Here is a 22,164-nt window from a genome sequence, read left to right on the forward strand (position 1 = left end):
TAGTTCAATGTCATACGATGTGGTTGTCATCGGTACAGGCCCCGGCGGTTATGTCGCCGCGATCAAGGCTGCACAGCTTGGTCTTTCCGTTGCTGTTGTGGAGAAGCGCAAGACCTTCGGTGGCACCTGCCTGAATATCGGTTGCATTCCCTCCAAAGCACTTCTGCATGCATCGGAGGTTTTCGCCGAAGCCGGTCACTCCTTCGATACACTCGGCGTGGAAGTGACGCCGAAACTCAATCTGGGAAAGATGCTGGCGCACAAGGACACGACAGTAAAGGCCAATGTCACGGGTGTCGAATTCCTGTTCAAGAAGAACAAGATCACGGCTTTCATCGGCACCGGCAAGATCGTCGGCAAGGGCAAGGTTTCCGTGACCGCCGAAGACGGCAAGGTTGAGGAAATCGAAGCAAAGAACATCATCATTGCCACTGGTTCCGATGTTGCAGGCATTCCGGGCGTAAAGGTTGATCTCGATGAGAAGGTCATCGTTTCCTCAACCGGCGCGCTTTCTTTCGACAAGGTCCCCGGCAGCCTGATCGTTGTCGGCGGCGGCGTGATCGGTCTGGAACTTGGTTCCGTCTGGGCGCGTCTCGGTGCGAAGGTCACGGTTGTCGAGTATCTTGACAAGGTGCTTGGCCCGATGGATGGCGAAGTGTCGAAGCAGTTCCAGCGCCTGCTCGAAAAGCAGGGCATCGCGTTCAAGCTCGGCGCCAAGGTGACCGGCGTGGAGAAGGCAGGCAAGGGTGCGAAAGTGACCTTTGAACCGGTGAAGGGCGGCGCAGCTGAAACGCTTGAAGCTGATGCAGTTCTGATCGCGACCGGTCGCCGTCCATACACGGACGGTCTCGGCCTGCAGGAAGCCGGTGTGAATCTCGATGACCGCGGCCGCGTCGCTATTGATGGTCACTGGCGCACCAATGTCGAAGGCATTTATGCCATCGGCGACGTAGTGCAGGGACCGATGCTGGCGCACAAGGCCGAAGATGAAGGCATTGCGGTTGCCGAAATCATTGCCGGTCAGGCCGGTCACGTGAATTTCGATGTTATTCCGAGTGTCGTCTATACGCAGCCGGAAGTCGCTTCGGTAGGCAAGACCGAAGAAGAGCTGAAGGCCGCCGGTATCGAATACAAGATCGGTAAGTTCCCGTTCACTGCCAATGGCCGTGCACGCGCCATGCTGCACACCGATGGTTTCGTAAAGATCCTCGCCGACAAGGCGACGGACCGCGTTCTTGGCGCTCATATCCTCGGCTACAATGCCGGTGAAATGATCCACGAATTGGCAGTTCTGATGGAGTTCGGCGGCTCGTCCGAAGATCTGGCCCGCACCTGCCACGCCCATCCGACCATGTCGGAAGCCGTGCGGGAATCCGCCTTGGCGACCTTCACAAAGCCGATCCATATGTAATCGGTTTTTACGGTTTGATTGAAAAAGGCCCGCTTGTTCGGGCCTTTTTGCCGTTCAGTTTTGCGCCGGTTGGGTAGGAGTCGGCGTCGCAGGCTCGCTCTGTGTTGCCGGTGGGGGTGGAGCCGCTGTATTCGTTTCACTGCCATTTCGGTAGAAAAAGTAAGCTAGGATGATTATCGCCGCCAGAAGCACGGCCCCGAGCAGATAGCCGCTTCCCCCACGTGGGGGCGGAGGTGGCGGCATCCCAGATTGGCCGGATTGGCCGGATGAGTCGGGCTGGCGCGGATCGTTCGTCGTGCGGGGATCATTGTTTCGCGGATCAAGGGGATCAACCATAACGGGTTCCTCCAGTGTCTCTTTCCATCATCAAGATGATAGTTGGGTAGCGATAATTGCCGGGCTTCTACAGTCATTCCTGAGCTAACCTGTGCTCAGACCACCTCCATGTGTGTTGCCCTGCATTGCGATAACAAACCCAGTGTATACTAATGCAAAAAAAGGCGTGTAGTTCCCAGATCGATAATATCAGAAGGAATAAGCGCTAATCGCTGTGCGAAGGTGACGGGAGAAGACGTCGTTAACCCGGTCGAAACTGGGAATCGCTATGTATATTCAATCGTGTAAGCGGTCTTGTAATCGAATATATGGTCGATCAACTGGCTATTCGGGCCTTATCACTGTAAAGCACGGGTAGAGCGGATCGTTGCAAGCGATCAGATACGACGCCGAAATTTAAGGAACGACATAATGCCGTCGAAAGAGAACCTGAAAACCATTGAACGTTTTGAAAAGCTTTCATCACTGTTGCGGGATGAACAGTTCAAGCTTCTGGATGAAGCGGCCAGCGAAGAAGCGCTTCCGGGAAAATCCATATTGAGACAGATTGCTGAACTTGAACTCAATATTACGGCTATAGAGAACAGCATTACCGATCTGAAAGCCGGTTAGAACTATTCAAGCATATAGATTTCTATAGCGGGGTCACCCGATAGCCTTTTGCACGCAGCAATTCTATTATACCTTCCTTGCCCGGTAGATGCAGTGCACCGACAGCGATAAAGGCATTGCCTTTGTCGATGATCGGAACGGCACGATCCGCCATGACGTGATTACGGTCTGAAATGAGATACTTTAGAAATAGCTCGTAGTCTTCTTCGGAGAGGCTGTCGGGAACAATTTTTCGGAGTGACGGCATGATCATGCCAATCTCGCCCTTGAGGTAGAGTGCAGTCGTGGTTTCCAGGGCGTCCTCAATCTTGTCGCCATAGTCGACGGTGGCCACGAGATTGCGGAGATGGAAGTCGAGCGGCATGCGATTCATCGCTTCCAGTTGTTCCGCCGCACTTTCCAGCCCCAAAACGCTACGGCCCTCCGTCTGCGCGTCGAGCGCCAGCCGTTCGTCAAGCGATTTCTCGCCCTCGCTTTTGCGCTCCCTCTCGCATTCTGGAAGTGCCAGCAGGCTGGTCAGTACCCACGGCTTCATCTTTGCAACCGCATCGAGAACGATACCGCGCTCGGCAAGTTTCTGTTCGATCTCCGCACGTCGCTCGGGCGGAATATGGGATTTCAGGGTGCTGCCATCAGTGAAAAGCAGCAGGTCGGGCTGTTCGAGTTTGAGGCGCAGGAAGGTCTTTGGGTCTAGAACATCTGTCGTTTCGATGACGACTGTGCTCGCCGACCGATAGGCATCAATGGCCGCCCTCGATAGTGTCAAAACACGCGGATCGGAAAGATGGATCGTGCCGAAGAGATAGGAAGGCGCGACGCCGTCTTTGTCGACTTTCCAGAGAAGTCCTCTGCGATTGGGAACAGCATCAGCTTCGCGCTGCAATTCTTGCCAGCTTGCCGGATCCCTAGTTTCCAGCCCGTCGATGAGATTGACGCCATGCACGGCACAAGTAGCAGGCGCATCATCGGCGCGCACGGAGCCGGTGCCTGCCAAGCAGGCAAAGAGAAGAACGAGAAGCAGCTTTTTCATAAGGGTAATTATAAGGTCGGTTTTTGTCGGGGCCAGCCTCTTCAGGCCCGTGGATGAGCTTTATCATAGACCTCAAGCAGCCGCTCCGTGTCCACGCCGGTATAGACTTGCGTGGTCGAGAGGCTTGCATGGCCAAGCAGCTCTTGGATAGTCCGAAGATCGCCACCTCGCCCCAGAAGGTGAGTGGCAAAGGAATGGCGCAGCGCATGCGGGGTCGCGCTGTTGGGCAGGCCGAGACCGGCACGCAGTTTTTGCATTTCGCGCTGGATGATCGCAGCATGCAGCACGCCACCCTTGGCGCCGCGGAAAAGTGGCTTGTCGGCAGAAAGATCAAACGGACAAAGCGCTCTATATTGCGAAACGGCGCGGTGCACGATGGGCAGCAACGGCACAAGACGCGCCTTGTTGCCTTTGCCCGTGATGGTAATTGAAAGAGCCGTCCCGTCGGACAGTGCATTACCCATCAGCCCGAGCGCTTCCGATATGCGCAGGCCGCAACCATAGAGCAAGGTCAGTACGGCTGCATTGCGCGCCGCGATCCACGGTTCCTCTGCCATCTGGCCGTCGGCCGCAACCACGCGCCGGGCGTCTTCTGCTGTCAACGGCTTCGGCAATGACTTCGGCTGGCGCGGCGCACGCATGGCGCTTGCGCCCGCAGCATTGGCAAGACCGCGCTTTTCCAGGTGGCGCAACAACGAACGCACACCGGCAAGGCCGCGCCCCAGCGTGCGAGCACCAACGCCTTCATTGCGACGGCTGGCCAGAAAAGAGCGCAGATCGGCAATCCGCAGATTGCCGACATCTTTGAGCGACGGTGGCTCTCCCAGGTGGCCAGTCAGAAAATTGAGGAACTGGCGCGTATCGCGCTCATAGGCTTCAAGCGTATTTTCTGACAGACGACGCGCATCTTTCAGCGTCTTTAGCCATTCTTCACGTGCGGCTGCAAGGTCGGCGCGGGCAGGGATCAGAAATTCACTGTTCGTCGTCATAATCTAGCCGGTTGTACACTCTGGATGGAAACACAGTCTGCCAGCGATAGGTTACTGGCTGGTTGTTCGCGAGGTGAAAAGTACTATTCTCAAGAATTGAGGTGAATTGAGCTGACGAAAGGGCTATTGAACGAAAAATAGTTCTATCCCAACAGAAGAAACAAGGTTGGCAATGCCGCGTCCAGAAAACCCGATCCAGCTCGCCGTCATCGGTGCCGCCCATGGCACGCGCGGCGAAGTGCGCGTGAAGACTTTTACCGGCGATCCGCTGGCGATCACGGAATACGGCCTGCTCTATGACGAACAGGGCAAGAGCTACGAGGTTCTGGAAGCTCGTCCTGCAAAGACTGTCGTGGTCGTGCGTTTCAAGGGCATCAATGACCGCAATGCCGCAGAGGCGCTGAATGGCATCGAACTTTTCATCGATCGTTCGCAACTGCCTGACGATGAACTTGATGAAGACGAGTTCTTCCAGGCAGACCTGATCGGGTTGCTGGCGGTGGATGCCGAAGGCAATACCTATGGCGTGGTGAGCGCCCTGTTCGACTTCGGTGGCGGTGATCTCATCGAGCTTAGTGAAAAGGGCAAGCGTCCGATGCTTATTCCTTTCACGGAAGCAGCCGTACCGGAAATCGATCTGGACAAGGGTACGTTGCTGGTCGAGCCCTATGCTGCCGGATTGATCGCCGACGATGATGACGAACGTCCACAGAATGAAAAGAAAAAGCCGAAGAAGTCATGACCGAAGTTGCGAAGGTTGATGATGAGGCCGGTTGCTTTCATGCATCGGTGCTGACGCTTTATCCCGAAATGTTTCCTGGCCCCCTTGGCATTTCACTTGCCGGCAAGGCGCTTGCCGAAAACATCTGGTCGCTTGATACAATCCAGATTCGTGACTTCGCTGAAGGCAAGCATCGCATGGTTGACGATACGCCCTCCGGCGGTGGTGCTGGCATGGTGATGAAGCCCGATGTGGTGGCGCGTGCGCTCGATTCGGTTGCTGATGATCGCCGTCCCATGCTGCTGATGAGCCCGCGGGGAAAGCCGCTGACGCAGAAGCGCGTGCGCGAACTGGCTGACGGGCCGGGCGCGATCATTCTCTGCGGCCGTTTTGAAGGTGTGGACGAGCGCGTCATCGAGGCACGCAATCTCGAAGAAGTCTCGATCGGCGACTACATCCTGTCAGGTGGTGAAACGGCTGCAATCGTTCTGCTCGATGCAATCGTGCGGCTTTTGCCTGGCGTGATGGGCAATCGCGAATCCGGCGAGACCGAAAGTTTCGAAACCGGTTTGCTTGAGCATCCGCATTATACCCGTCCACAGGTGTGGGAAGATCGACCTATTCCCGAAATTCTGACTTCCGGCAATCATGGGGCCATCGACAAATGGCGGCATGAGCAGGCAGAAAGAATCACGAAGGAACGGCGCTCCGATCTTTGGGAAGCTTATAGCAAGGGTAAACGAAAATGAACCTGATCCAGCGGATCGAAAGTCTTTCCCTGGCGCTTCTGGCGCTTGGTGCGTATTGGATCAGTGGCGCCAGTTGGTGGCTTTTCGCAATACTTATACTGGCGCCCGATCTGTCGTTCTTCGGCTATTTAAAAGGACCGCGCACTGGTGCAGTCGTCTATAATATTGCTCATAGCTGGATTGGCGTTGTACTTCTGGCAGTGCTGGGCTGGGCGATGAACTGGCAGGTCTGTATCCCTATGGCGCTGATCTGGGCCGTGCATATCGGCGTTGATCGCGCTCTGGGCTTTGGTCTTAAATATGGATCAGGTTTTCAGGACACGCATCTTGGCCGGATTGGCCGGTAGATGAAAAAATGCCCGGTCTATGCCGGGCATTTTCGTTTCGTATATCAGGCAGAGTGCTGATGTGCGGGTTCGCGAAGCTCTGTCTGCGATCTGCGCAGTACATAATAGACGCTGCCGCCGATACCTACGCCGAAGAACCAGCCATAGGTTGCCCACCATGCGGGCAGAATATTGGTGGCCATCGGCAGGACGGATGAGAACAAGGCACCGATAGCAAAAGCGATGAAGGCCTTGATGTGCCAACCGTTCTGGAACCGGAACTCACCGTTCTCCTGATAAAGATCAGCCACATTCAACTGCCCGCGACGCAGCAGATAATAGTCGACCATCATGATTCCGAAGATTGGCCCCATGGTTGAGCCGAGGAAGTTGACGAAATGCGCTGCCCCGGTTTCCCATGGCGCGAACGGATAGAGGATCAATGCGATCAGCGCTGCAATGAAACCACCCCGCTTGAACGAGACTTTCTGCGGGAATGTGTTGGAGAAGTCGAAGGCCGCGGAAACGAAATTTGCAACCACGTTGATGCCGAGCGTTGCGACGGTGAACGTCAGTGCGGCAAGGAGCGCAAGGAACCAGCTATCGAACTTTGCCGAAATCTGGTCTGGATGAAGCAGGACTTCGCCATAGACGGTGAAGGCGGCGGTGGTTGTGACGCCCGCGACAAGGCAGAAGGCGAGAAGGTTGACTGGCAGGCCCCAAAGGTTACCACGCCGCAAGGATGCTTCATCCTTGGCATAGCGCGAGAAGTCGCAGAAATTCAGATAAAGCGCTGCGAAATAGGTGATCCAGGTGGCCGCGACGGCAGCAAGTGCTGCAAAAGAACCCGGCTCTCCCATGACGCCGGCATCTTTGGTTTTCTCAAGAAGCACGTCGCGCGGGATTTCGCTACCAAAGGAGAAGGTGCCGGCTTTGATGACCAGATAAACAGCGAGGATAAGCATCATGATCCACACGGCCGGACCTGCCCAATCCTGAAACTTGCGCACGGTTTCCATGCCGCGCTGGATGATGAGAAGCTGCGCCGCCCAGACCAGAACATAGCAGATGACTTCCAGGGTAGAGTGGCCGAGAAGATGGCTGTTCTGATGGAAGGACAGTATGTCTTCATTGCGGATAAGCAGCGCGACCAGTGCACCGGAGGCCGCTGCCGTCTGCGCGCCATACCAGAAGCAGGCGACGACACCGCGCACGAGCGCCGGAAAATTGGCGCCGAACGTGCCGAACGATGCTCGCGCCAGTACCGGGAACGGCACTCCTGTTCGTACGCCAGCATTTCCCACCAAACTCATCAGAAAAAAGATGACCAGTGATCCCGCACCGATCGCTATAATAAAGTTCAGGAAGCTTCCGCATAGAAGAAACAGGCTTGCGGCAAGATAATAGCCCCAGAGGCTATGAACATCCGATGTCCATACATTGAAAATACTGAAGGCGCCCCATTTGCGCTCTTCAGCGGGTGCCAAATCCTCATTATACAATGAGGGTGATGGATTTTTTATTGTCATAGCGTCCCCATTTTAGTGACAACTTTAAAAGTTGTTTACGATTTTAGATTTTATTGTTGATGATTACTGTGGCACAGTCCTTTGTCTCTGGCTACGAAAATTTCTGACAGGGCGTGACAAATCCTCTTCGATGCTGTATTTGCCTGCCAGCTCGAGAAAACTCGGCGTGCAACAACTCGTTCGGGCAAAGCCCGAGACGTCCGTAAACCAATAAATGGTGTACCGCTCCTGCCTGAAATTGAAGGCATAGCCGCAGGGCCAAGGATTGCTTGGCGGCAAGTGCAGAGCGCTCTGACCGTTTGAGAAGAATACAGAAGGAGTCAGACGATGACCGATATCATTCGTCAGCTTGAAGCCGAACAGGCAGCAAAGATCGAAGAAAAGCGCAAGCTTCCAGATTTCCAGCCGGGTGACACGGTTCGCGTTCAGGTTCGCGTTACCGAAGGCACGCGCACCCGCGTGCAGGCATACGAAGGCGTCTGCATTGCCCGTTCCGGCGCTGGCCTCAACGAAAACTTCACCGTTCGCAAGATTTCTTACGGCGAAGGCGTAGAGCGCGTATTCCCGGTCTACTCGCCGATCGTTGAAGGCGTTGAACTCGTCCGTCGCGGTAAGGTTCGTCGTGCGAAGCTTTACTACCTTCGTGGGCTTACCGGTAAGGCTGCACGTATCGCTGAAAAGAAAGACAACCGTACCAAGGCCGAGCGCGAAGCCGACAAGGCTGCCGCTGCCAAGGCTGAAGCTGCCAAGGCTGCTGCGGAATAAGTTTCACAGTGTTTTGTTTGAAAAAGGCGGCCTTGGGTCGCCTTTTTTATTTGCCAAACGCTACTGGCTGCGTAACATGTGGCATAATTCTGCCGATATTTTGTAAGATTGTTACTGCGACACCCTGTTGCGGTTTCAGTTTCTTGACGAAATGTGACGGCGGGTGCATATGACAGCCAAAGTTAAGAACTATTCAAAGGACCTCTCGCAATGAGCGCGCCGCGTACACTTTACGACAAGATCTGGGACGACCATGTAGTGGATCAGCAGGAAGACGGAACCTGCCTCCTTTATATTGATCGCCATCTTGTGCACGAAGTGACAAGCCCGCAGGCTTTTGAAGGCCTGCGCATGGCTGGCCGCAAGGTGCGCCATCCAGAGCGTACGCTGGCTGTTGTCGATCATAATGTACCGACCTCGCCGGATCGCATCAACGGAATCAAGAACGAGGAAAGCCGCATTCAGGTTGAGGCTCTGGCCAAGAATGCCGCTGATTTCGGCGTTGAGTATTATTCCGAGCGCGATAAGCGTCAGGGCGTCGTGCACATCGTCGGGCCGGAACAGGGCTTCACCCTACCGGGCATGACTATCGTATGCGGCGACAGCCACACCTCCACGCACGGCGCATTCGGTTCGCTGGCGCATGGTATCGGAACCTCCGAGGTGGAACATGTTCTGGCAACGCAGACGCTGATCCAGAAAAAGGCCAAGAACATGCTGGTGCGTGTGAATGGCAAGCTGGCTCCCGGCGTCACCGCCAAGGACATCACGCTCGCTATCATCGGCGAAATCGGTACGGCCGGCGGCACCGGCTATGTGATCGAATATGCGGGCGATGCCATTCGCTCCCTGTCGATGGAAGGCCGCATGACGGTCTGCAACATGTCGATTGAAGGCGGCGCTCGCGCAGGCCTGATCGCACCGGACGAAACGACTTTCGCCTATGTGCAGGGAAAGCCGCGGGCACCGAAGGGCGAAGCGCTGGAACAGGCGATTTCCTACTGGAAGACCTTGCATTCGGATGAAGGCGCGCATTTCGACAAAATCGTTGAGCTCGACGCTGCCAAGATTTCGCCGGTCGTTTCCTGGGGCTCATCGCCGGAAGACGTGGTTTTCGTTACCGATGTTGTTCCGAACCCGGATGAGATCAAAGACGAGACCAAACGTGCATCCAAGTGGCGTGCGCTCGATTATATGGGCCTGAAGCCTGGCACCAAAATGACTGACATCAAGATCGACCGCGTCTTCATCGGCTCCTGTACCAACGGCCGTATCGAAGATCTGCGCGATGCCGCGCGCATGGCGGAAGGCAAGAAAGTTTCTGCTGGTGTAAACGCCATGATCGTGCCGGGATCCGGTCTGGTGAAGGAGCAGGCGGAAGCCGAAGGTCTTGACAAGATTTTCATCGAAGCCGGTTTCGACTGGCGCGAGCCGGGCTGCTCCATGTGCCTCGCCATGAATGATGACCGCCTGAAGCCGGGTGAACGTTGCGCTTCCACCTCGAACCGCAATTTCGAGGGTCGTCAGGGTTTCAAGGGCCGCACGCATCTTGTGTCGCCAGCCATGGCTGCCGCCGCTGCTATTGCCGGACATTTCGTCGACATTCGCGAATGGAACTAAGGCTTCATGCCAGATAAAGCGCTATTGAAGTGCTTTCAAAAGATTAAACCGCCGGTTCATCCCGGCGGTTTTTCTTTGGATGTACATTAGCGGCTTCTTCACGCTTTGATTGTAAGGAGGAATGGGTGGCCACAGCATCGGCCTGACAATCGGAACGGATTTTCAGAAAGCACGATGCGTAGATTCAAGGGTTTAGAACGTCCTTTGTGCGTCCTTAGGGCGCGCGGGGCTCTAGTGTCCGGAAGCCTTTGACAGCCAGCGTGGGGAAGAGCGTCGATGAATGGAGCGGATTTTATACTCCTGATCAACATGACCGTTTCCGGTCTGTTTGCTTTCGCATTTCTCGGTATTGCCGTTTATGCGCGGGATAATGCGGCAGCGCCTGTCTTCGCCATCGGCTTCATTTTCGCAATGCTCTATTTCCTGACAGAGCTTGCCATGCCCACCATTCCCCACCCCCGTCTCGGCTACATGCTCGCCTTTTCGGCGTATTACCTGACATTGTCCTGTCTGGTCGTCGGTCTCGCGCGAATGTATGTTCAGCCGGTACCATGGATCGCGCTCGGTCTACTGACGATTATGTCGCTTCCAGTCGTCTACGGCATATATGACATTGCCCGCAGCCGGATGATCGGCATGGTGCTTTATCAGGCACCCTATTTTCTTGTGCTGCTGCTCGCGGTGCGGCTGATCCTGCGGGTGGATCGCAACGGCATCGACACGCTAATGGCGGTGCTTTTCGGCTTTAGTGCGGTCCATTTTCTGTTCAAACCCGCCATCGCCGTTCTGTCGGGAGGGACAGGGGCTGAACCCGGAGACTATATCGATACGACCTATGCAATGTTCTCGCAGTCTATTGGTGCCGCTCTTTCCGTTGCGGGTGGGCTGCTTTTGCTCTTGAGCCTCATGCGCGAACTGATCGCCAATATGTTGATCCGCTCCGAAACTGACCAGCTATCGGCGCTGCTCAACCGTCGCGGGTTCGAGTTTCGCGCCGAAGCTGCTATCGAAAAATCGAAACGCATGCGGCAAGCGCTGTCGCTTGTTCTGTGCGACATTGATCACTTCAAGGCAATTAATGACACGCATGGACATGCGCTGGGAGATCGTGTCATCGCTGCTTTCTCTGCTGAGTTGCACAAGGCGGCGACTGCAAAGGGGGGCATTGCCGCGCGTATAGGCGGCGAGGAATTCGCGATCATCCTGCCGGGCAACACGATCCAGTCCGCATGGCGATTTGCGGACAAGACCCGCCTTGTCTGCCGCGACATCCATATTCCCGGCATGAATGGCGCGATTGAATTCACTGCGAGCTTCGGTATCGCGGAAATGGAATTCGACGATGTGTTTTCCGATCTATACAAGCGGGCCGACGGGGCGCTTTATGAAGCGAAGAAAGGTGGACGCAACTGTGTCCGCAGCGCTCTGCCGATACTGATGGACGAAAACGTGGTTGAATTCCGTTCAAAGGCCGGGCGTTGAACCGATCTTATCGATAGCTGCATCCTGCGTGGTCGAGAACCGGCGTTTGTCCTCGGTCGATCCCATACACGAAAGAGCGTCCTCGCAGCACGACTGCGCTTTCGCAGGTGCTGTTGGGCTTGGCGACGATATAGGCGACGGCATTAGCGCGTGGAGCAGAAATGACCCTGATGCGCTGCGGCAGGGACGAAACGGTCTTCTGCGCCTGGCCGACAAGGATGATCTTGGCGCCGTTATCCGGCATCTGGATAACGAGATTTCCTGATGCATCGATAGAGCGCATCGCTCCTTCGGCAAGCGCGGGACCGGTCAGCGCAAGAGCACTGACGACAATCAGGCCAAGCATCTTTCGTTCGCGTTTTGCCATCGTTGATCGAACTCCGTCGTGCATGATTCCAAAGAGAATGAGGATGAGTTTAACTCTTTCTTTACCTTTGTCACCGGTGCTGGCTAAAATCGAACCGGTCTTCCCGTGCACTACTGCTTCGCAGGGCGCGTGCGGAGGAGCTGGAAACGCCAAGGAACGTCCAATGACCAAAGATCATGCCGTCGATATTGCGCTCCTCCATCTGCGCGATGCCCACGAATTCGCGCCGCTGCTGGCAAGCTATGCGCAGGCGCTGAAGCGTGGTGCTCCACGCCGCCCTGATGATTTTTATGCCGAGCACCTGCTTCAGGATCGTGCCGCGGAAACTTTGGGGGCCAGGGTCGATGGAAATCTGGTCGGCTTCGTGATCTTCTACGATCTGCCCGAACCTGTGACGGGCCTGCGTGCAGGACAAGTGGACCATATCTATGTACATCACGATCATCGCGGAAAGGGCATAGCCAAGGCGCTGATCGACGTGCTGGCCGATAAGGCTGAAGAGCGCAGCTGGTCCAAGCTGGTGCTCAACGCACCGCGCGTGCCGGAAGACGGGCGCAAGCTCTACGAACAGATTGCCACGGCTGCCGACTGGTCGAGCTATGTGATTCGATTCGGCAATTAATCGATTTCTCAAAAGTAGATGAAATTACACATGTTTTTGCCGATTGCGGTCTTCAATCGTTTGAATGCCGCAATCACGCGAATGTGTCGTGCAGGTGCGACCAATTGTTAGTCTTTTCGTGAAAAAGCTTCTTTGACGTGATGGTAAAAGCGCAGTAGAAAGCGCCACATAGGGCCGTACGCCACGGCCCAGCCATATTTGTTGGGTCGCACCGGCGCGGAATCGTAAAGTCCGGTTCTCTGTGCTTTGGTCGACGTCGAACTGGGGTTCGAGAGAATCCGTCATCTGGCTGCTTCGCTGATCTTCGTCTGCGGGGTGTGGCCGGAGAGAAACGTCAGGGAAGCCTACAGAGCCATGACACAACCGACTGTAACGCGCCAGCGTCCTTTGTCGCCGCACCTGTCCATCTACAAGCCGGTCATTACGATGACGATGTCCATCGTCCATCGAATTACGGGCGGCGCCCTTTATTTCGGTACCCTTTTGCTGGCGGCCTGGCTGATCTCGGCTGCGGTCAGCGAAGAGTGCTTCAATTTCGTCAACACATTTTTCTCGTCCTGGATCGGTCGCCTGATCCTGTTCGGCTATACTTGGGCACTCCTGCACCATCTGGCCGGTGGTGTTCGCCACCTGATCTGGGATACGGGCGCTGGACTTGAGAAGCACACGGCTTCCAAGATTGCCTGGGCGACTGTCGTTTTCTCCGTTATCGCCACGATCCTCGTCTGGGTTGTTGCCTATTCGGTGCGCTAAGGGAGCTGGTTTCATGAACAGTATGAACAATGATATGCGTACCCCACTCGGCAAGGTTCGCGGTCTGGGATCGGCCAAGGAAGGTACCGGTCATTTCTGGTATCAGCGCCTGAGCGCCGTCGCTCTTGTGCCGCTGGTTATGTTTTTCATCGGCCTTGTCATTTCGCTCAATGGCGCAAGCTATGCGGAAGTCCGGGCTGCCCTGTCGCATCCCTTTACAGCAATCGTGATGGCGCTGTTCATTCTGACCGGCGTTTATCACATGCGTCTTGGTATGCAGGTCATTATTGAAGATTATGCGCATAGCGAAGGCATGAAGGTCGTGCTGGTGATGCTGAACACCTTCTTTACGGCGGTGGTCGGCTTTGCCTGCATCTTTGCGATCCTCAAGCTGAGCTTCGGAGGTTGATAGCCCGATGGCTAGTGCAGTAAACAATGCGGCCAATGCCGCTGTGGCAAGCAAATACACTTATGTTGATCATAAGTTCGATGTGGTGGTGGTCGGCGCCGGTGGCGCGGGCTTACGTGCAACACTCGGCATGGCTGAGCAGGGTCTGAAGACGGCCTGCATCACCAAGGTTTTCCCAACCCGTTCGCACACGGTTGCCGCACAGGGCGGTATCGCCGCCTCGCTCAAGAACATGGGCCCGGATAGCTGGCAGTGGCATATGTACGATACCGTCAAGGGATCGGACTGGCTTGGCGACACCGATGCGATGGAATATCTGGCGCGTGAAGCGCCTGCCGCCGTCTACGAACTGGAACACTATGGTGTGCCTTTCTCGCGTACGGAAGAAGGCAAGATTTATCAGCGCCCGTTCGGGGGCCACATGCAGAATTTCGGCGACGGTCCTCCGGTTCAGCGCACATGCGCTGCCGCTGACCGTACCGGTCACGCGATCCTGCATACGCTCTATGGCCAGTCGCTGAAAAACAACGCGCAGTTCTTTATCGAATATTTCGCGCTTGATCTCATCATGACGGATGGCGTGTGCACCGGCGTCGTGGCGTGGAACCTCGATGATGGCACGATCCATCGTTTCTCCGCCAAGATGGTGGTTCTGGCGACGGGCGGCTATGGCCGCGCCTATTTCTCGGCAACTTCTGCCCATACCTGCACCGGCGACGGCGGCGGCATGGTTGCTCGTGCCGGTCTGCCGCTACAGGACATGGAATTCGTACAGTTCCATCCGACCGGCATCTATGGTGCGGGCTGCCTGATCACCGAGGGTGCTCGCGGCGAAGGTGGTTATCTGGTCAATTCCGAAGGTGAGCGTTTCATGGAGCGTTATGCCCCTTCGGCCAAGGACCTTGCCTCGCGTGACGTTGTTTCGCGCTGCATGACGATGGAAATCCGTGCGGGCCGTGGCGTCGGCAAGAACAAGGACCACATCTTCCTGCATCTCGACCATCTCGATCCGGCTGTTCTGCATGAACGCCTGCCGGGTATTTCCGAGTCGGCCAAGATTTTCGCAGGCGTCGACGTGACCAAGGAACCGATTCCGGTTCTGCCGACCGTTCACTACAATATGGGCGGTATTCCGACCAATTACTGGGGCGAAGTGCTGAACCCTACCGAAGCCGATCCCGACCGCGTACAGCCGGGCCTGATGGCCGTTGGCGAAGCAGGCTGTGCTTCTGTGCACGGTGCAAACCGTCTTGGTTCCAACTCGCTGATCGATCTCGTGGTGTTCGGTCGCGCGGCTGCAATCCGCGCCGGTCAGGTCATTGACCGCAAGTCGAAGATCCCTGACCTCAATCTCGATGCTTGCGACAAGATCATGGAACGCTTCGATCGTCTGCGTTTTGCCAATGGCTCACAGCCGACCGCAGAACTGCGCGAAAAGATGCAGCGCACGATGCAGGAAGATGCCGCTGTGTTCCGTACGTCGGAATCGCTCAAGCAGGGCGTCGAGCGCATGGAAAAGCTCTGGAAAGAGCTGCCGGACATCAAGGTTACCGACCGTTCGATGGTTTGGAACTCTGATCTTGTCGAAACACTCGAGCTGGAAAACCTCATGGCCAACGCGCTGACGACGGTTGTTTCCGCCGAAGCGCGTCAGGAAAGCCGTGGCGCCCACGCGCATGAGGACTTCCCGGATCGCAACGATGCCGAGTGGCGCAAGCATACCCTGTCCTGGCTGTCGCCGGATGGGAAGGTCAAGCTTGACTATCGCCCCGTCCACCTTGATCCGTTGACGACGGAAGAGGAAGGCGGCATCAGCCTCGCCAAGATTGCGCCGAAGAAGCGCGTTTACTAATCAAGGGAAAGAGCAATGGTTGAACTCGCACTTCCCAAGAATTCGCGCCCGCAAGAGGGCAAGACCTGGCCGCGTCCCGATGGTGCGAAGCGGGTCACCGAATTCCGTATCTATCGCTGGTCTCCTGACGACGACGCCAATCCGAGCATCGACACCTATTATGTCGACCGCGATGATTGCGGCCCGATGGTTCTGGACGGCTTGCTCTATATCAAGAACAAGATCGATCCGACGCTGACGCTGCGCCGTTCATGCCGTGAAGGCATTTGCGGTTCCTGCGCTATGAATATCGACGGCGCGAATACGCTGGCATGCACCAAGGGTATGGACGACATCAAGGGCGCCATCAAGGTCTACCCGCTGCCGCACATGCCGGTGGTGAAGGACCTTGTGCCGGACCTCAACAACTTCTACGCCCAACACCGTTCCATTGAGCCTTGGCTCAAGACGGTTTCACCGGAGCCGCAGAAGGAATGGCTGCAGAGCCATGAGGACCGTCAGAAGCTTGATGGTCTTTATGAGTGCATTCTGTGCGCCTGCTGCTCGACCTCGTGCCCGAGCTATTGGTGGAACGGCGACCGTTATCTGGGCCCTGCCGTGCTGCTTCAGGCCTATCGCTGGCTGATCGACAGCCGCGACGAAGCCAAGGGTGAACGCCTCGACAATCTCGAGGATCCGTTCCGGCTCTATCGTTGCCACACGATCATGAATTGTGCTCAGACCTGCCCGAAGGGTCTGAATCCAGCCAAGGCGATTGCCGAAATCAAGAAGATGATGGTCGAGCGCCGCGTTTAATCGCGATACCGAACCAAAGATCAAAAGGGGAAGGTTCATACCTTCCCCTTTTTTATTTGGACGCGGTTGCTTCGTCGCAGGCTTGATCTTTGGGAAAGCGCCGATATCTCATTGAAGAACAGATTCATCGGAGACAGGGCAACTATGCTCGATCATATCGGTTTCAACATTTCCAGCATGGCCAAGTCGCGCAAGTTTTATGATGAAGCGCTTGCCCCATTGGGCATTTCCCGCGCCATGGAGTTTGGCGACTGGGTGGGGTACGGCCGCAATGGCAAGCCGGAATTCTGGATCGGCAAGCAGAAGGGAGCCAAACTCGAAGGCGTGCTGCATGTGGCCTTTTCAGCGGGCACGCGATCCGAGGTTGACCGTTTTTATGAGGCTGCACTTGCGGCAGGCGGGCGTGATAATGGCAAACCGGGAATCCGCGAGCACTATCATCCCGATTATTATGCGGCTTTTGTCATTGATCCTGACGGGCACAATATTGAGGCCGTCTGCCACCTTCCAGAGTGATTGGGTCTATTTTGTCTGAGCTTTGAAATCGAAGACAACTACCCCGTCCTTTTCCGCGAGAAGCGGACCGACAAAGTCTTTGAATTTCTGATGGGCGGGATCGTAGAACTTGGAATTGGTCACAATAGGCGATCCCACATAATAATTACGGTCACCCTCAGAACGGAAGGTTACGATGAAGCCTTCCTGTAAGCCGTGATCTGCTCCTTCACCGCTGCTTTGGGCCCCTGCTTCAAGCTGCTTGATATAGGGCTTTCCATTTCTTTTGGCCTCAGTCTTCAAGGCCAGAAAACGTTGGCGGACATCCCTGATTTGCGCCGCGGTAACTGATTTTTTGAATTTGAACAAAACAATGTGCTGGATTGTGCCTGGCTTATAATCAGATGCCGTGAATGCGCCTGTTCCGACTTTTTGCTGTGTCTTATCCAGCATCTGCCTTACTGTTTGAGTATGGGCTGTCTCAGCTATAGCGAAAGAATGTGCTAATAAACTAACAGTAATGGCGGCAAAAATAACTGACTTTTTTCGCATTATATTTTCCTATTAAAAATGATTTTGCTTATATTTTAATTCGTGTGGAGTGCAATGAATATTAATAAGATTATGTTTTAAGTAAATAGGTTTAAAGTATAGATCATATCTGATAAGATATGCGATCTAACTATCTATTTTAACACGAATTTTTTCCGAAAACCGTTTCACACTTTTCGGAATGCGCTCTGATTAAACCAGCTTGGCGTCCAATGTTACTTCAATGGCACCCAGTGCCTTGGACAGCGGGCAGGATTCCTTCGCTTTTTTTGCCAGCTCCGCAAAATCAGCTTCTTCAATGCCGGGGATTGTGGCTGTGAGCGTTATTGCGCTTTTGCTGATTGCAAAACCACCACCCGAAGCCGGGCCGATGCTGATAGCCGCTGTTGCTTCAAGCTTCTCCGGCGGTGTGCCGTGTTCTGTCAAAAGCGCTGAAAGCTGCATGGCGAAACAACCGGCATGCGCTGCCCCTAAAAGTTCTTCAGGATTGGTGCCTGCGCGGCCGCGTTCGTCTTCAAAGCGCGCCTTGAAATCATAGGGAAGATCTTTGAGCGCTCCGCTCTGCGTATTGAGCGTGCCTTTGCCTTCCTTGAGTGTGCCTTTCCAGACTGCGGTTGCTTTTCTGTCCATTGGGAAGCTCCTCCTGATTGGTTCCTACCAACCAGATAGGGCAGCTTCCCCAAGCTTCCAGATTTAAATCGCCTCGCCCTGCAAAAGACGCGGCGTATCGCCCGAAAGACCGGCAGCCTGCTTGATGAAGAAGGATTTGAGGCTTGGCACACGATCCACAAGGCCGAGGCCTATGTCGCGAATGGTGCGCACTGCGGGATTGTCGTTGGAGAACAACTTGGTCAGCACGTCAGTCGTTACTCCCATTTGCACGGTGTCAAAACGGCGCCAGGCCTGATAGCGTTCAAGCGCTGCAAATGAACCAATGTCGAGGCCGAGACGTTCCGTTTCGACAATGACTTCAGCAATGGCTGCTGCATCCCGGAAACCGAGGTTCAGTCCCTGACCGGCAATCGGGTGAATGCGGTGGGCTGCGTCTCCCACGAGAGCAAAGCGTGGCTTTACGAATTCTCGCGCCAGTGTCAGGCCAAGCGGGAACGCGCGGCGGGGGCCTTCAACGTGTAGCGCGCCAAGGCGATGGCCAAAACGCTGTTCAAGTTCGGCGTCGAAGATGAAATCATCTTCGCGGATCAGGCGTTCAGCATCGGCTCTGCGTTCTGTCCAGACGAGCGAACTGCGATTGCCTTTGAGCGGGAGGATGGCAAAGGGACCAGCAGGCAGGAAATGTTCATCCGCGCGGCCACCATGCGGACGCTCATGTGCAACATTGCAGACGATGCCGGACTGATCATAGTCCCAGTTAACCGTTTTAATGCCGGCAATGTCACGCAGGCGTGATTTTGCACCGTCAGCAGCAATCAGCAGGCGTGTGATGAGCGTTTCGCCATTTGCCAGTTTGACGATGACGGATTCGGGATTGGTTTCGAAGTTCTCGACGCTCACGCCTTCGATGAAGGTGATGCCAAGCTCATCGGCCTGTTTGTGAAGGGCGGTGTTCAGTACACGATTTTCGACCATGTGTGCGAAAGGTTCGCCGGGGTTCACATCGCCTGAAAAGGTCAGAAAGACCGGGCGAACTGGATCAGAGGTACGGGAATCGGTGACGACCATTTCTGTAATCGGCTGCGCGTCGGCAACGATCTCTTGCCAGCAGCCGAGTTTGTCGAGCATGCGCGATGCGGCTGCAGCAATGGAGGAAGCTCGCGGATCGTTCCTCCAGGCACCGGCGGGTGCACCGTCGATGACAGTAACGGAAAGATGCGGGGCCCCCGACTTGATAGCAACTGCCGTGACGAGGCCGACATAGCCGCCGCCTGCAATCACCACATCGTTATCGCGTGCTGCTTCCTGCTTCTTTCGGGCGGCCATTATCATTTCCTTTCGAGAATCCATCTCACAAGCGCTGTTTTGGCATATATCGTGGTCCAATAAACCCGATATTTTGCCGCGGTGCCTATCGGAACGCGAGTCGCCAAAGGGAGGTATCCGGGCCTCCGCCAATACAGCTTTTACCGCACGGTTCTTGACAGGTTCCAACGCTCCGGCTCAAACATGAACCCAAAGCATATATATGGTTGCAGGAGACAGGCTGTCCATGACCGATCAAGAAAAGTCCGCAGATGCTCAAACCGACGCAATGCGTGAGCTTCTTTCCACCCTCGACCTCGAAACGCTTGAGGTGGACCTGTTTCGCGGCAACAGTCCTCAGGTCGGCTGGCAGCGAGTTTTTGGCGGGCAGGTGATTGGGCAAGCGCTGATCGCTGCACAACGCACCGTCGAAGACGAGCGACATGTCCATTCCCTGCATGCCTATTTCGTTCGTCCGGGTGATCCGGCGCTCCCGATCGTCTATGAGGTGGATCGTATTCGCGACGGATCGAGCTTCAGCACACGGCGTGTTCTGGCAAAGCAGCATGGCAAGGCCATTTTCACCTTGTCGGCCTCGTTTCAGGTGGATGAAGGCGGACTTGATCACCAGCTTCCTATGCCGGAAGGGCTGCCAATGCCCGAACAGCTTGTCGGTGATCGCGATATCAAGGAACAATATCTCCATATGGCCCCGCCCAATGTCCGCAAGTATTGGGAGCGGGAACGGCCAATCGAGATCAAGCCTGTGTCGCTGACCCATTATTTTTCGCGTGAGAAGCTCGAGCCTGCACAGCATGTTTGGGTTAGGGCGCGGGGCATCGTACCGGATGACCGGGCGCTGCAGGCCGCCATTCTCGCCTATCTCTCTGACATGACGCTGCTTGATACGTCCTTGCATCCACATGGCCGCACGATTTTCGACCGTGATTTGCAAGTTGCAAGCCTTGATCACGCCATGTGGTTTCATCGGCCGTGCAGGCTTGATGACTGGCTGCTCTATACGCAGGATACGCCGAGTGCGTCCGGTGCGCGCGGCTTTAACCGCGGCGCGCTTTATTCGCGCGACGGCGTGCTGATCGCATCGGTCGCACAGGAAGGACTGATCCGTGTCCATGACGAAAAGAGTTGATTAAATTTTAATCGACCGTCGGCCTATCGATTAAAAATAGGGCATCTATCTGCCGGTTAGCGGAATGCCCGTGGTGCAAAAACCGAATCGAATGAATCACTTAAGGTATCATTGGGTTCGAAATTGCAGCGGAGGCATCTCTTCAACGGCCCGGAATTTACGCATTCGGCACGTCGAATATCAGAAAATTTGCAGTTAATTTGCTGATCGGGGCCAACTGGCACGATTTTTGTTTCTCTCTGTTTGAACCGGTTTTTCCAGCGCAGCCGCGTTTGAAGCCGCCCTTCGACGGAGATATTCGATGCTCATAACAGGAAGAAACAAGCAAACGGCCCTTCTGGCTACCTTGCCTGCGCTCGTCGCCATGGCCGGGACGGCAATGGCACAAGACGCCGCACCGACACCAACCCTCGATACGGGCGATACGGCGTGGATGCTGACTTCAACCGCGCTTGTGTTGATGATGACCATACCCGGCCTCGCACTTTTCTATGGCGGCATGGTGCGCAAGAAGAACGTGCTGTCCACTGTAATGCAGAGCTTTGCCATTACCTGTCTCATGTCCATTCTGTGGATGGTCGCAGGTTACTCGCTGGCTTTTACCGACGGTGGATCGCTCAACTCTTATATAGGAGGTCTTTCCAAGGCCTTCTTCTCGGGCGTCACGATGGAATCACTGACGGGAACGATCCCCGAATATGTGTTCATCACCTTCCAGATGACCTTTGCCATTATTACGCCCGCGCTCATAGCCGGTTCGTTTGCCGAGCGAATGAAGTTTTCCTCCATGCTGGTCTTCCTGACCCTCTGGCTCTTCATCGTCTACATCCCGGTTGCGCATTGGGTTTGGGGCGGTGGTTTCATGGCGTCGGATGGCGTGCTTGATTTTGCCGGCGGTACGGTGGTTCATATCAATGCCGGCGTCGCTGGTTTGGTTGCCGCCCTTATTATCGGCAAGCGCGACGGCTACGGCCATACCAACATGGCGCCGCATAACCTTGTTCTCTCGGTCATCGGTGCAGCTCTTCTGTGGGTCGGCTGGTTCGGCTTCAATGCTGGTTCCGCTGTTGGCGCCAATGCGCTCGCTGGCATAGCTATGCTTAACACCCAGGTTGCAACTGCAGGTGCGGCTCTGGCCTGGATGTTCGTGGAATGGGCGATTGCGGGCAAGCCAAGCGTACTCGGCATCATTTCCGGCGCGGTGGCAGGCCTTGTCGCCGTCACGCCCGCCGCCGGCTTCGTCAACCCGATGGGCGCGCTCATCATCGGCATCGTCGCCGGTGTGGTTTGCTATGTGGCTGCCGTGAAGATCAAGCACGCGCTCGGCTATGACGATTCGCTTGATGCGTTTGGCGTCCATGGTGTCGGCGGCTTTGTCGGTGCCGTACTGACTGGCCTGTTTGCCGACGCGGCAATCAACCCGGCCAGCGAAGGTGCAACCATCGGTAAGCAGTTCTTCGGTGCCGCCATCACGATTGTCTATACGGCGATCGCTACCGCGATTATTCTTTACGTGATCAAGGCCGTCATGGGTCTGCGGCCAAGCAAGCAGGCCGAGATTGAAGGCCTCGACATCGCTTTGCACGGCGAGTCCGTCCAGTAGGACGGGGTTGTCTCAAAAGGAAAAAGGCGCGGGAAACCGCGCCTTTTTCAATTCATCAACGGTTTTGTTTGCGGCTTCT

The 22,164-nt window shown here is 55.5% G+C and carries 23 protein-coding genes; 16 read left to right on the forward strand and 7 right to left on the reverse strand.

The features are described 5' to 3' along the window. Positions 1–7: 7 nt before the first annotated feature. Both lpdA and FJQ48_RS08730 read left to right on the forward strand, forming a co-directional pair. Positions 8–1,411, forward strand: a complete 1,404-nt coding sequence (gene lpdA / locus FJQ48_RS08720) for a dihydrolipoyl dehydrogenase (protein WP_139974789.1) — start codon at positions 8–10, stop codon at positions 1,409–1,411. Between the two features lie 747 nt (positions 1,412–2,158). Then, positions 2,159–2,359 (forward strand): hypothetical protein, encoded by a 201-nt coding sequence (locus FJQ48_RS08730; protein ID WP_139974791.1) that lies wholly within the window; start codon positions 2,159–2,161, stop codon positions 2,357–2,359. A gap of 22 nt (positions 2,360–2,381) precedes the next feature. Here the strand turns inward: FJQ48_RS08730 and FJQ48_RS08735 are convergent, their stop codons facing one another. Together FJQ48_RS08735 and FJQ48_RS08740 are read right to left on the reverse strand one after the other, a co-directional pair. Continuing rightward, positions 2,382–3,389 (reverse strand): TraB/GumN family protein, encoded by a 1,008-nt coding sequence (locus FJQ48_RS08735; protein WP_139974792.1) that lies wholly within the window; start codon positions 3,387–3,389, stop codon positions 2,382–2,384. A 41-nt stretch (positions 3,390–3,430) separates the two neighbouring features. Next, complete coding sequence (locus FJQ48_RS08740; RefSeq protein ID WP_139974793.1) at positions 3,431–4,378, reverse strand: tyrosine recombinase XerC; 948 nt, start codon at positions 4,376–4,378, stop codon at positions 3,431–3,433. Between the two features lie 172 nt (positions 4,379–4,550). Here FJQ48_RS08740 and rimM point away from each other — a divergent pair, with 172 nt between their 5' ends. From rimM to FJQ48_RS08755, 3 genes are read left to right on the forward strand one after another with little or no spacing between them, the layout of a single operon-like run. Further along, complete coding sequence (gene rimM, locus FJQ48_RS08745; protein ID WP_139974794.1) at positions 4,551–5,120, forward strand: ribosome maturation factor RimM; 570 nt, start codon at positions 4,551–4,553, stop codon at positions 5,118–5,120. Beyond that, entirely contained in the window at positions 5,117–5,848 is a 732-nt protein-coding gene (gene trmD, locus FJQ48_RS08750) for a tRNA (guanosine(37)-N1)-methyltransferase TrmD (protein WP_139974795.1), read from the forward strand. The genes rimM and trmD overlap by 4 nt, the downstream gene beginning before the upstream one ends. Then, a complete protein-coding gene (locus FJQ48_RS08755) occupies positions 5,845–6,195 on the forward strand; it encodes a DUF4260 domain-containing protein (RefSeq protein ID WP_139974796.1) in 351 nt (116 codons plus the stop codon). The genes trmD and FJQ48_RS08755 overlap by 4 nt, the downstream gene beginning before the upstream one ends. Before the next feature lie 44 nt (positions 6,196–6,239). On the opposite strand, the gene FJQ48_RS08760 is transcribed toward FJQ48_RS08755, so the two are convergent. Further along, the gene (locus tag FJQ48_RS08760; RefSeq protein WP_139974797.1) at positions 6,240–7,703 is read right to left on the reverse strand and encodes an NCS1 family nucleobase:cation symporter-1; all 1,464 of its coding nucleotides are present in this window, start codon (positions 7,701–7,703) and stop codon (positions 6,240–6,242) included. 327 nt (positions 7,704–8,030) lie between these two features. On the opposite strand from FJQ48_RS08760, the gene rplS reads away from it, so the two are divergent. From rplS to FJQ48_RS08780, 3 genes are all read left to right on the forward strand, one after another. Continuing rightward, on the forward strand, positions 8,031–8,468 hold the full coding sequence (gene rplS, locus FJQ48_RS08765) for a 50S ribosomal protein L19 (protein WP_006467977.1): 438 nt from the start codon (positions 8,031–8,033) through the stop codon (positions 8,466–8,468). A gap of 210 nt (positions 8,469–8,678) precedes the next feature. Continuing rightward, positions 8,679–10,088 carry a 3-isopropylmalate dehydratase large subunit gene (gene leuC / locus FJQ48_RS08775; protein ID WP_139974798.1) on the forward strand — a complete coding sequence of 470 codons (1,410 nt, stop codon included), beginning with the start codon at positions 8,679–8,681 and terminating at the stop codon, positions 10,086–10,088. Between the two features lie 276 nt (positions 10,089–10,364). Then, a complete protein-coding gene (locus tag FJQ48_RS08780) occupies positions 10,365–11,570 on the forward strand; it encodes a GGDEF domain-containing protein (RefSeq protein ID WP_139974799.1) in 1,206 nt (401 codons plus the stop codon). A 7-nt stretch (positions 11,571–11,577) separates the two neighbouring features. Here the strand turns inward: FJQ48_RS08780 and FJQ48_RS08785 are convergent, their stop codons facing one another. Continuing rightward, on the reverse strand, positions 11,578–11,937 hold the full coding sequence (locus tag FJQ48_RS08785; protein WP_180350161.1) for a hypothetical protein: 360 nt from the start codon (positions 11,935–11,937) through the stop codon (positions 11,578–11,580). Between the two features lie 163 nt (positions 11,938–12,100). Between FJQ48_RS08785 and FJQ48_RS08790 the strand changes: the two genes are divergently transcribed. From FJQ48_RS08790 to FJQ48_RS08815, 6 genes are all read left to right on the forward strand, one after another. After that, positions 12,101–12,559 carry a GNAT family N-acetyltransferase gene (locus FJQ48_RS08790; RefSeq protein ID WP_006470954.1) on the forward strand — a complete coding sequence of 153 codons (459 nt, stop codon included), beginning with the start codon at positions 12,101–12,103 and terminating at the stop codon, positions 12,557–12,559. Between the two features lie 354 nt (positions 12,560–12,913). Beyond that, on the forward strand, positions 12,914–13,312 hold the full coding sequence (gene sdhC / locus FJQ48_RS08795; protein ID WP_139974800.1) for a succinate dehydrogenase, cytochrome b556 subunit: 399 nt from the start codon (positions 12,914–12,916) through the stop codon (positions 13,310–13,312). A 13-nt stretch (positions 13,313–13,325) separates the two neighbouring features. Further along, positions 13,326–13,721, forward strand: coding sequence for a succinate dehydrogenase, hydrophobic membrane anchor protein (gene sdhD, locus FJQ48_RS08800; RefSeq protein ID WP_139974801.1), 396 nt, complete (start codon positions 13,326–13,328; stop codon positions 13,719–13,721). A gap of 7 nt (positions 13,722–13,728) precedes the next feature. Beyond that, positions 13,729–15,573 (forward strand): succinate dehydrogenase flavoprotein subunit, encoded by a 1,845-nt coding sequence (gene sdhA / locus FJQ48_RS08805; protein WP_139974802.1) that lies wholly within the window; start codon positions 13,729–13,731, stop codon positions 15,571–15,573. Between the two features lie 15 nt (positions 15,574–15,588). Continuing rightward, positions 15,589–16,368 (forward strand): succinate dehydrogenase iron-sulfur subunit, encoded by a 780-nt coding sequence (locus FJQ48_RS08810; RefSeq protein ID WP_104755034.1) that lies wholly within the window; start codon positions 15,589–15,591, stop codon positions 16,366–16,368. Positions 16,369–16,512: 144 nt separating this feature from the next. Then, the gene (locus FJQ48_RS08815; RefSeq protein ID WP_139974803.1) at positions 16,513–16,884 is read left to right on the forward strand and encodes a VOC family protein; all 372 of its coding nucleotides are present in this window, start codon (positions 16,513–16,515) and stop codon (positions 16,882–16,884) included. Between the two features lie 6 nt (positions 16,885–16,890). On the opposite strand, the gene FJQ48_RS08820 is transcribed toward FJQ48_RS08815, so the two are convergent. The 3 genes from FJQ48_RS08820 to FJQ48_RS08830 all read right to left on the reverse strand — a co-directional run bounded on the left by FJQ48_RS08820 (position 16,891) and on the right by FJQ48_RS08830 (position 19,353). Then, positions 16,891–17,415 carry a Dabb family protein gene (locus FJQ48_RS08820; RefSeq protein ID WP_139974804.1) on the reverse strand — a complete coding sequence of 175 codons (525 nt, stop codon included), beginning with the start codon at positions 17,413–17,415 and terminating at the stop codon, positions 16,891–16,893. 192 nt (positions 17,416–17,607) lie between these two features. Next, positions 17,608–18,045 (reverse strand): OsmC family protein, encoded by a 438-nt coding sequence (locus FJQ48_RS08825; protein WP_139974805.1) that lies wholly within the window; start codon positions 18,043–18,045, stop codon positions 17,608–17,610. A 63-nt stretch (positions 18,046–18,108) separates the two neighbouring features. Then, positions 18,109–19,353, reverse strand: a complete 1,245-nt coding sequence (locus tag FJQ48_RS08830) for a ubiquinone biosynthesis hydroxylase (RefSeq protein WP_139974806.1) — start codon at positions 19,351–19,353, stop codon at positions 18,109–18,111. Between the two features lie 226 nt (positions 19,354–19,579). On the opposite strand from FJQ48_RS08830, the gene tesB reads away from it, so the two are divergent. Next, positions 19,580–20,482, forward strand: a complete 903-nt coding sequence (gene tesB / locus FJQ48_RS08835; RefSeq protein ID WP_139974807.1) for an acyl-CoA thioesterase II — start codon at positions 19,580–19,582, stop codon at positions 20,480–20,482. 301 nt (positions 20,483–20,783) lie between these two features. Next, positions 20,784–22,085 carry an ammonium transporter gene (locus tag FJQ48_RS08840; RefSeq protein ID WP_139974808.1) on the forward strand — a complete coding sequence of 434 codons (1,302 nt, stop codon included), beginning with the start codon at positions 20,784–20,786 and terminating at the stop codon, positions 22,083–22,085. Positions 22,086–22,164 lie beyond the last annotated feature (79 nt).

The sequence above is a fragment of the Ochrobactrum sp. CGA5 genome (assembly GCF_006345815.1).
Taxonomy (GTDB): Bacteria; Pseudomonadota; Alphaproteobacteria; order Rhizobiales; family Rhizobiaceae; genus Brucella.

Excerpts from the sequence above, each read along its gene's own strand:
- lpdA (WP_139974789.1), top strand. The coding sequence starts at position 8 with ATGTCATACGATGTGGTTGTCATCGGTACAGGCCCCGGCGGTTATGTC.
- FJQ48_RS08730 (WP_139974791.1), top strand. The coding sequence starts at position 2,159 with ATGCCGTCGAAAGAGAACCTGAAAACCATTGAACGTTTTGAAAAGCTT.
- FJQ48_RS08735 (WP_139974792.1), bottom strand. The coding sequence starts at position 3,389 with ATGAAAAAGCTGCTTCTCGTTCTTCTCTTTGCCTGCTTGGCAGGCACC.
- FJQ48_RS08740 (WP_139974793.1), bottom strand. The coding sequence starts at position 4,378 with ATGACGACGAACAGTGAATTTCTGATCCCTGCCCGCGCCGACCTTGCA.
- rimM (WP_139974794.1), top strand. The coding sequence starts at position 4,551 with ATGCCGCGTCCAGAAAACCCGATCCAGCTCGCCGTCATCGGTGCCGCC.
- trmD (WP_139974795.1), top strand. The coding sequence starts at position 5,117 with ATGACCGAAGTTGCGAAGGTTGATGATGAGGCCGGTTGCTTTCATGCA.
- FJQ48_RS08755 (WP_139974796.1), top strand. The coding sequence starts at position 5,845 with ATGAACCTGATCCAGCGGATCGAAAGTCTTTCCCTGGCGCTTCTGGCG.
- FJQ48_RS08760 (WP_139974797.1), bottom strand. The coding sequence starts at position 7,703 with ATGACAATAAAAAATCCATCACCCTCATTGTATAATGAGGATTTGGCA.
- rplS (WP_006467977.1), top strand. The coding sequence starts at position 8,031 with ATGACCGATATCATTCGTCAGCTTGAAGCCGAACAGGCAGCAAAGATC.
- leuC (WP_139974798.1), top strand. The coding sequence starts at position 8,679 with ATGAGCGCGCCGCGTACACTTTACGACAAGATCTGGGACGACCATGTA.
- FJQ48_RS08780 (WP_139974799.1), top strand. The coding sequence starts at position 10,365 with ATGAATGGAGCGGATTTTATACTCCTGATCAACATGACCGTTTCCGGT.
- FJQ48_RS08785 (WP_180350161.1), bottom strand. The coding sequence starts at position 11,937 with ATGGCAAAACGCGAACGAAAGATGCTTGGCCTGATTGTCGTCAGTGCT.
- FJQ48_RS08790 (WP_006470954.1), top strand. The coding sequence starts at position 12,101 with ATGACCAAAGATCATGCCGTCGATATTGCGCTCCTCCATCTGCGCGAT.
- sdhC (WP_139974800.1), top strand. The coding sequence starts at position 12,914 with ATGACACAACCGACTGTAACGCGCCAGCGTCCTTTGTCGCCGCACCTG.
- sdhD (WP_139974801.1), top strand. The coding sequence starts at position 13,326 with ATGAACAGTATGAACAATGATATGCGTACCCCACTCGGCAAGGTTCGC.
- sdhA (WP_139974802.1), top strand. The coding sequence starts at position 13,729 with ATGGCTAGTGCAGTAAACAATGCGGCCAATGCCGCTGTGGCAAGCAAA.
- FJQ48_RS08810 (WP_104755034.1), top strand. The coding sequence starts at position 15,589 with ATGGTTGAACTCGCACTTCCCAAGAATTCGCGCCCGCAAGAGGGCAAG.
- FJQ48_RS08815 (WP_139974803.1), top strand. The coding sequence starts at position 16,513 with ATGCTCGATCATATCGGTTTCAACATTTCCAGCATGGCCAAGTCGCGC.
- FJQ48_RS08820 (WP_139974804.1), bottom strand. The coding sequence starts at position 17,415 with ATGCGAAAAAAGTCAGTTATTTTTGCCGCCATTACTGTTAGTTTATTA.
- FJQ48_RS08825 (WP_139974805.1), bottom strand. The coding sequence starts at position 18,045 with ATGGACAGAAAAGCAACCGCAGTCTGGAAAGGCACACTCAAGGAAGGC.
- FJQ48_RS08830 (WP_139974806.1), bottom strand. The coding sequence starts at position 19,353 with ATGGCCGCCCGAAAGAAGCAGGAAGCAGCACGCGATAACGATGTGGTG.
- tesB (WP_139974807.1), top strand. The coding sequence starts at position 19,580 with ATGACCGATCAAGAAAAGTCCGCAGATGCTCAAACCGACGCAATGCGT.
- FJQ48_RS08840 (WP_139974808.1), top strand. The coding sequence starts at position 20,784 with ATGCTCATAACAGGAAGAAACAAGCAAACGGCCCTTCTGGCTACCTTG.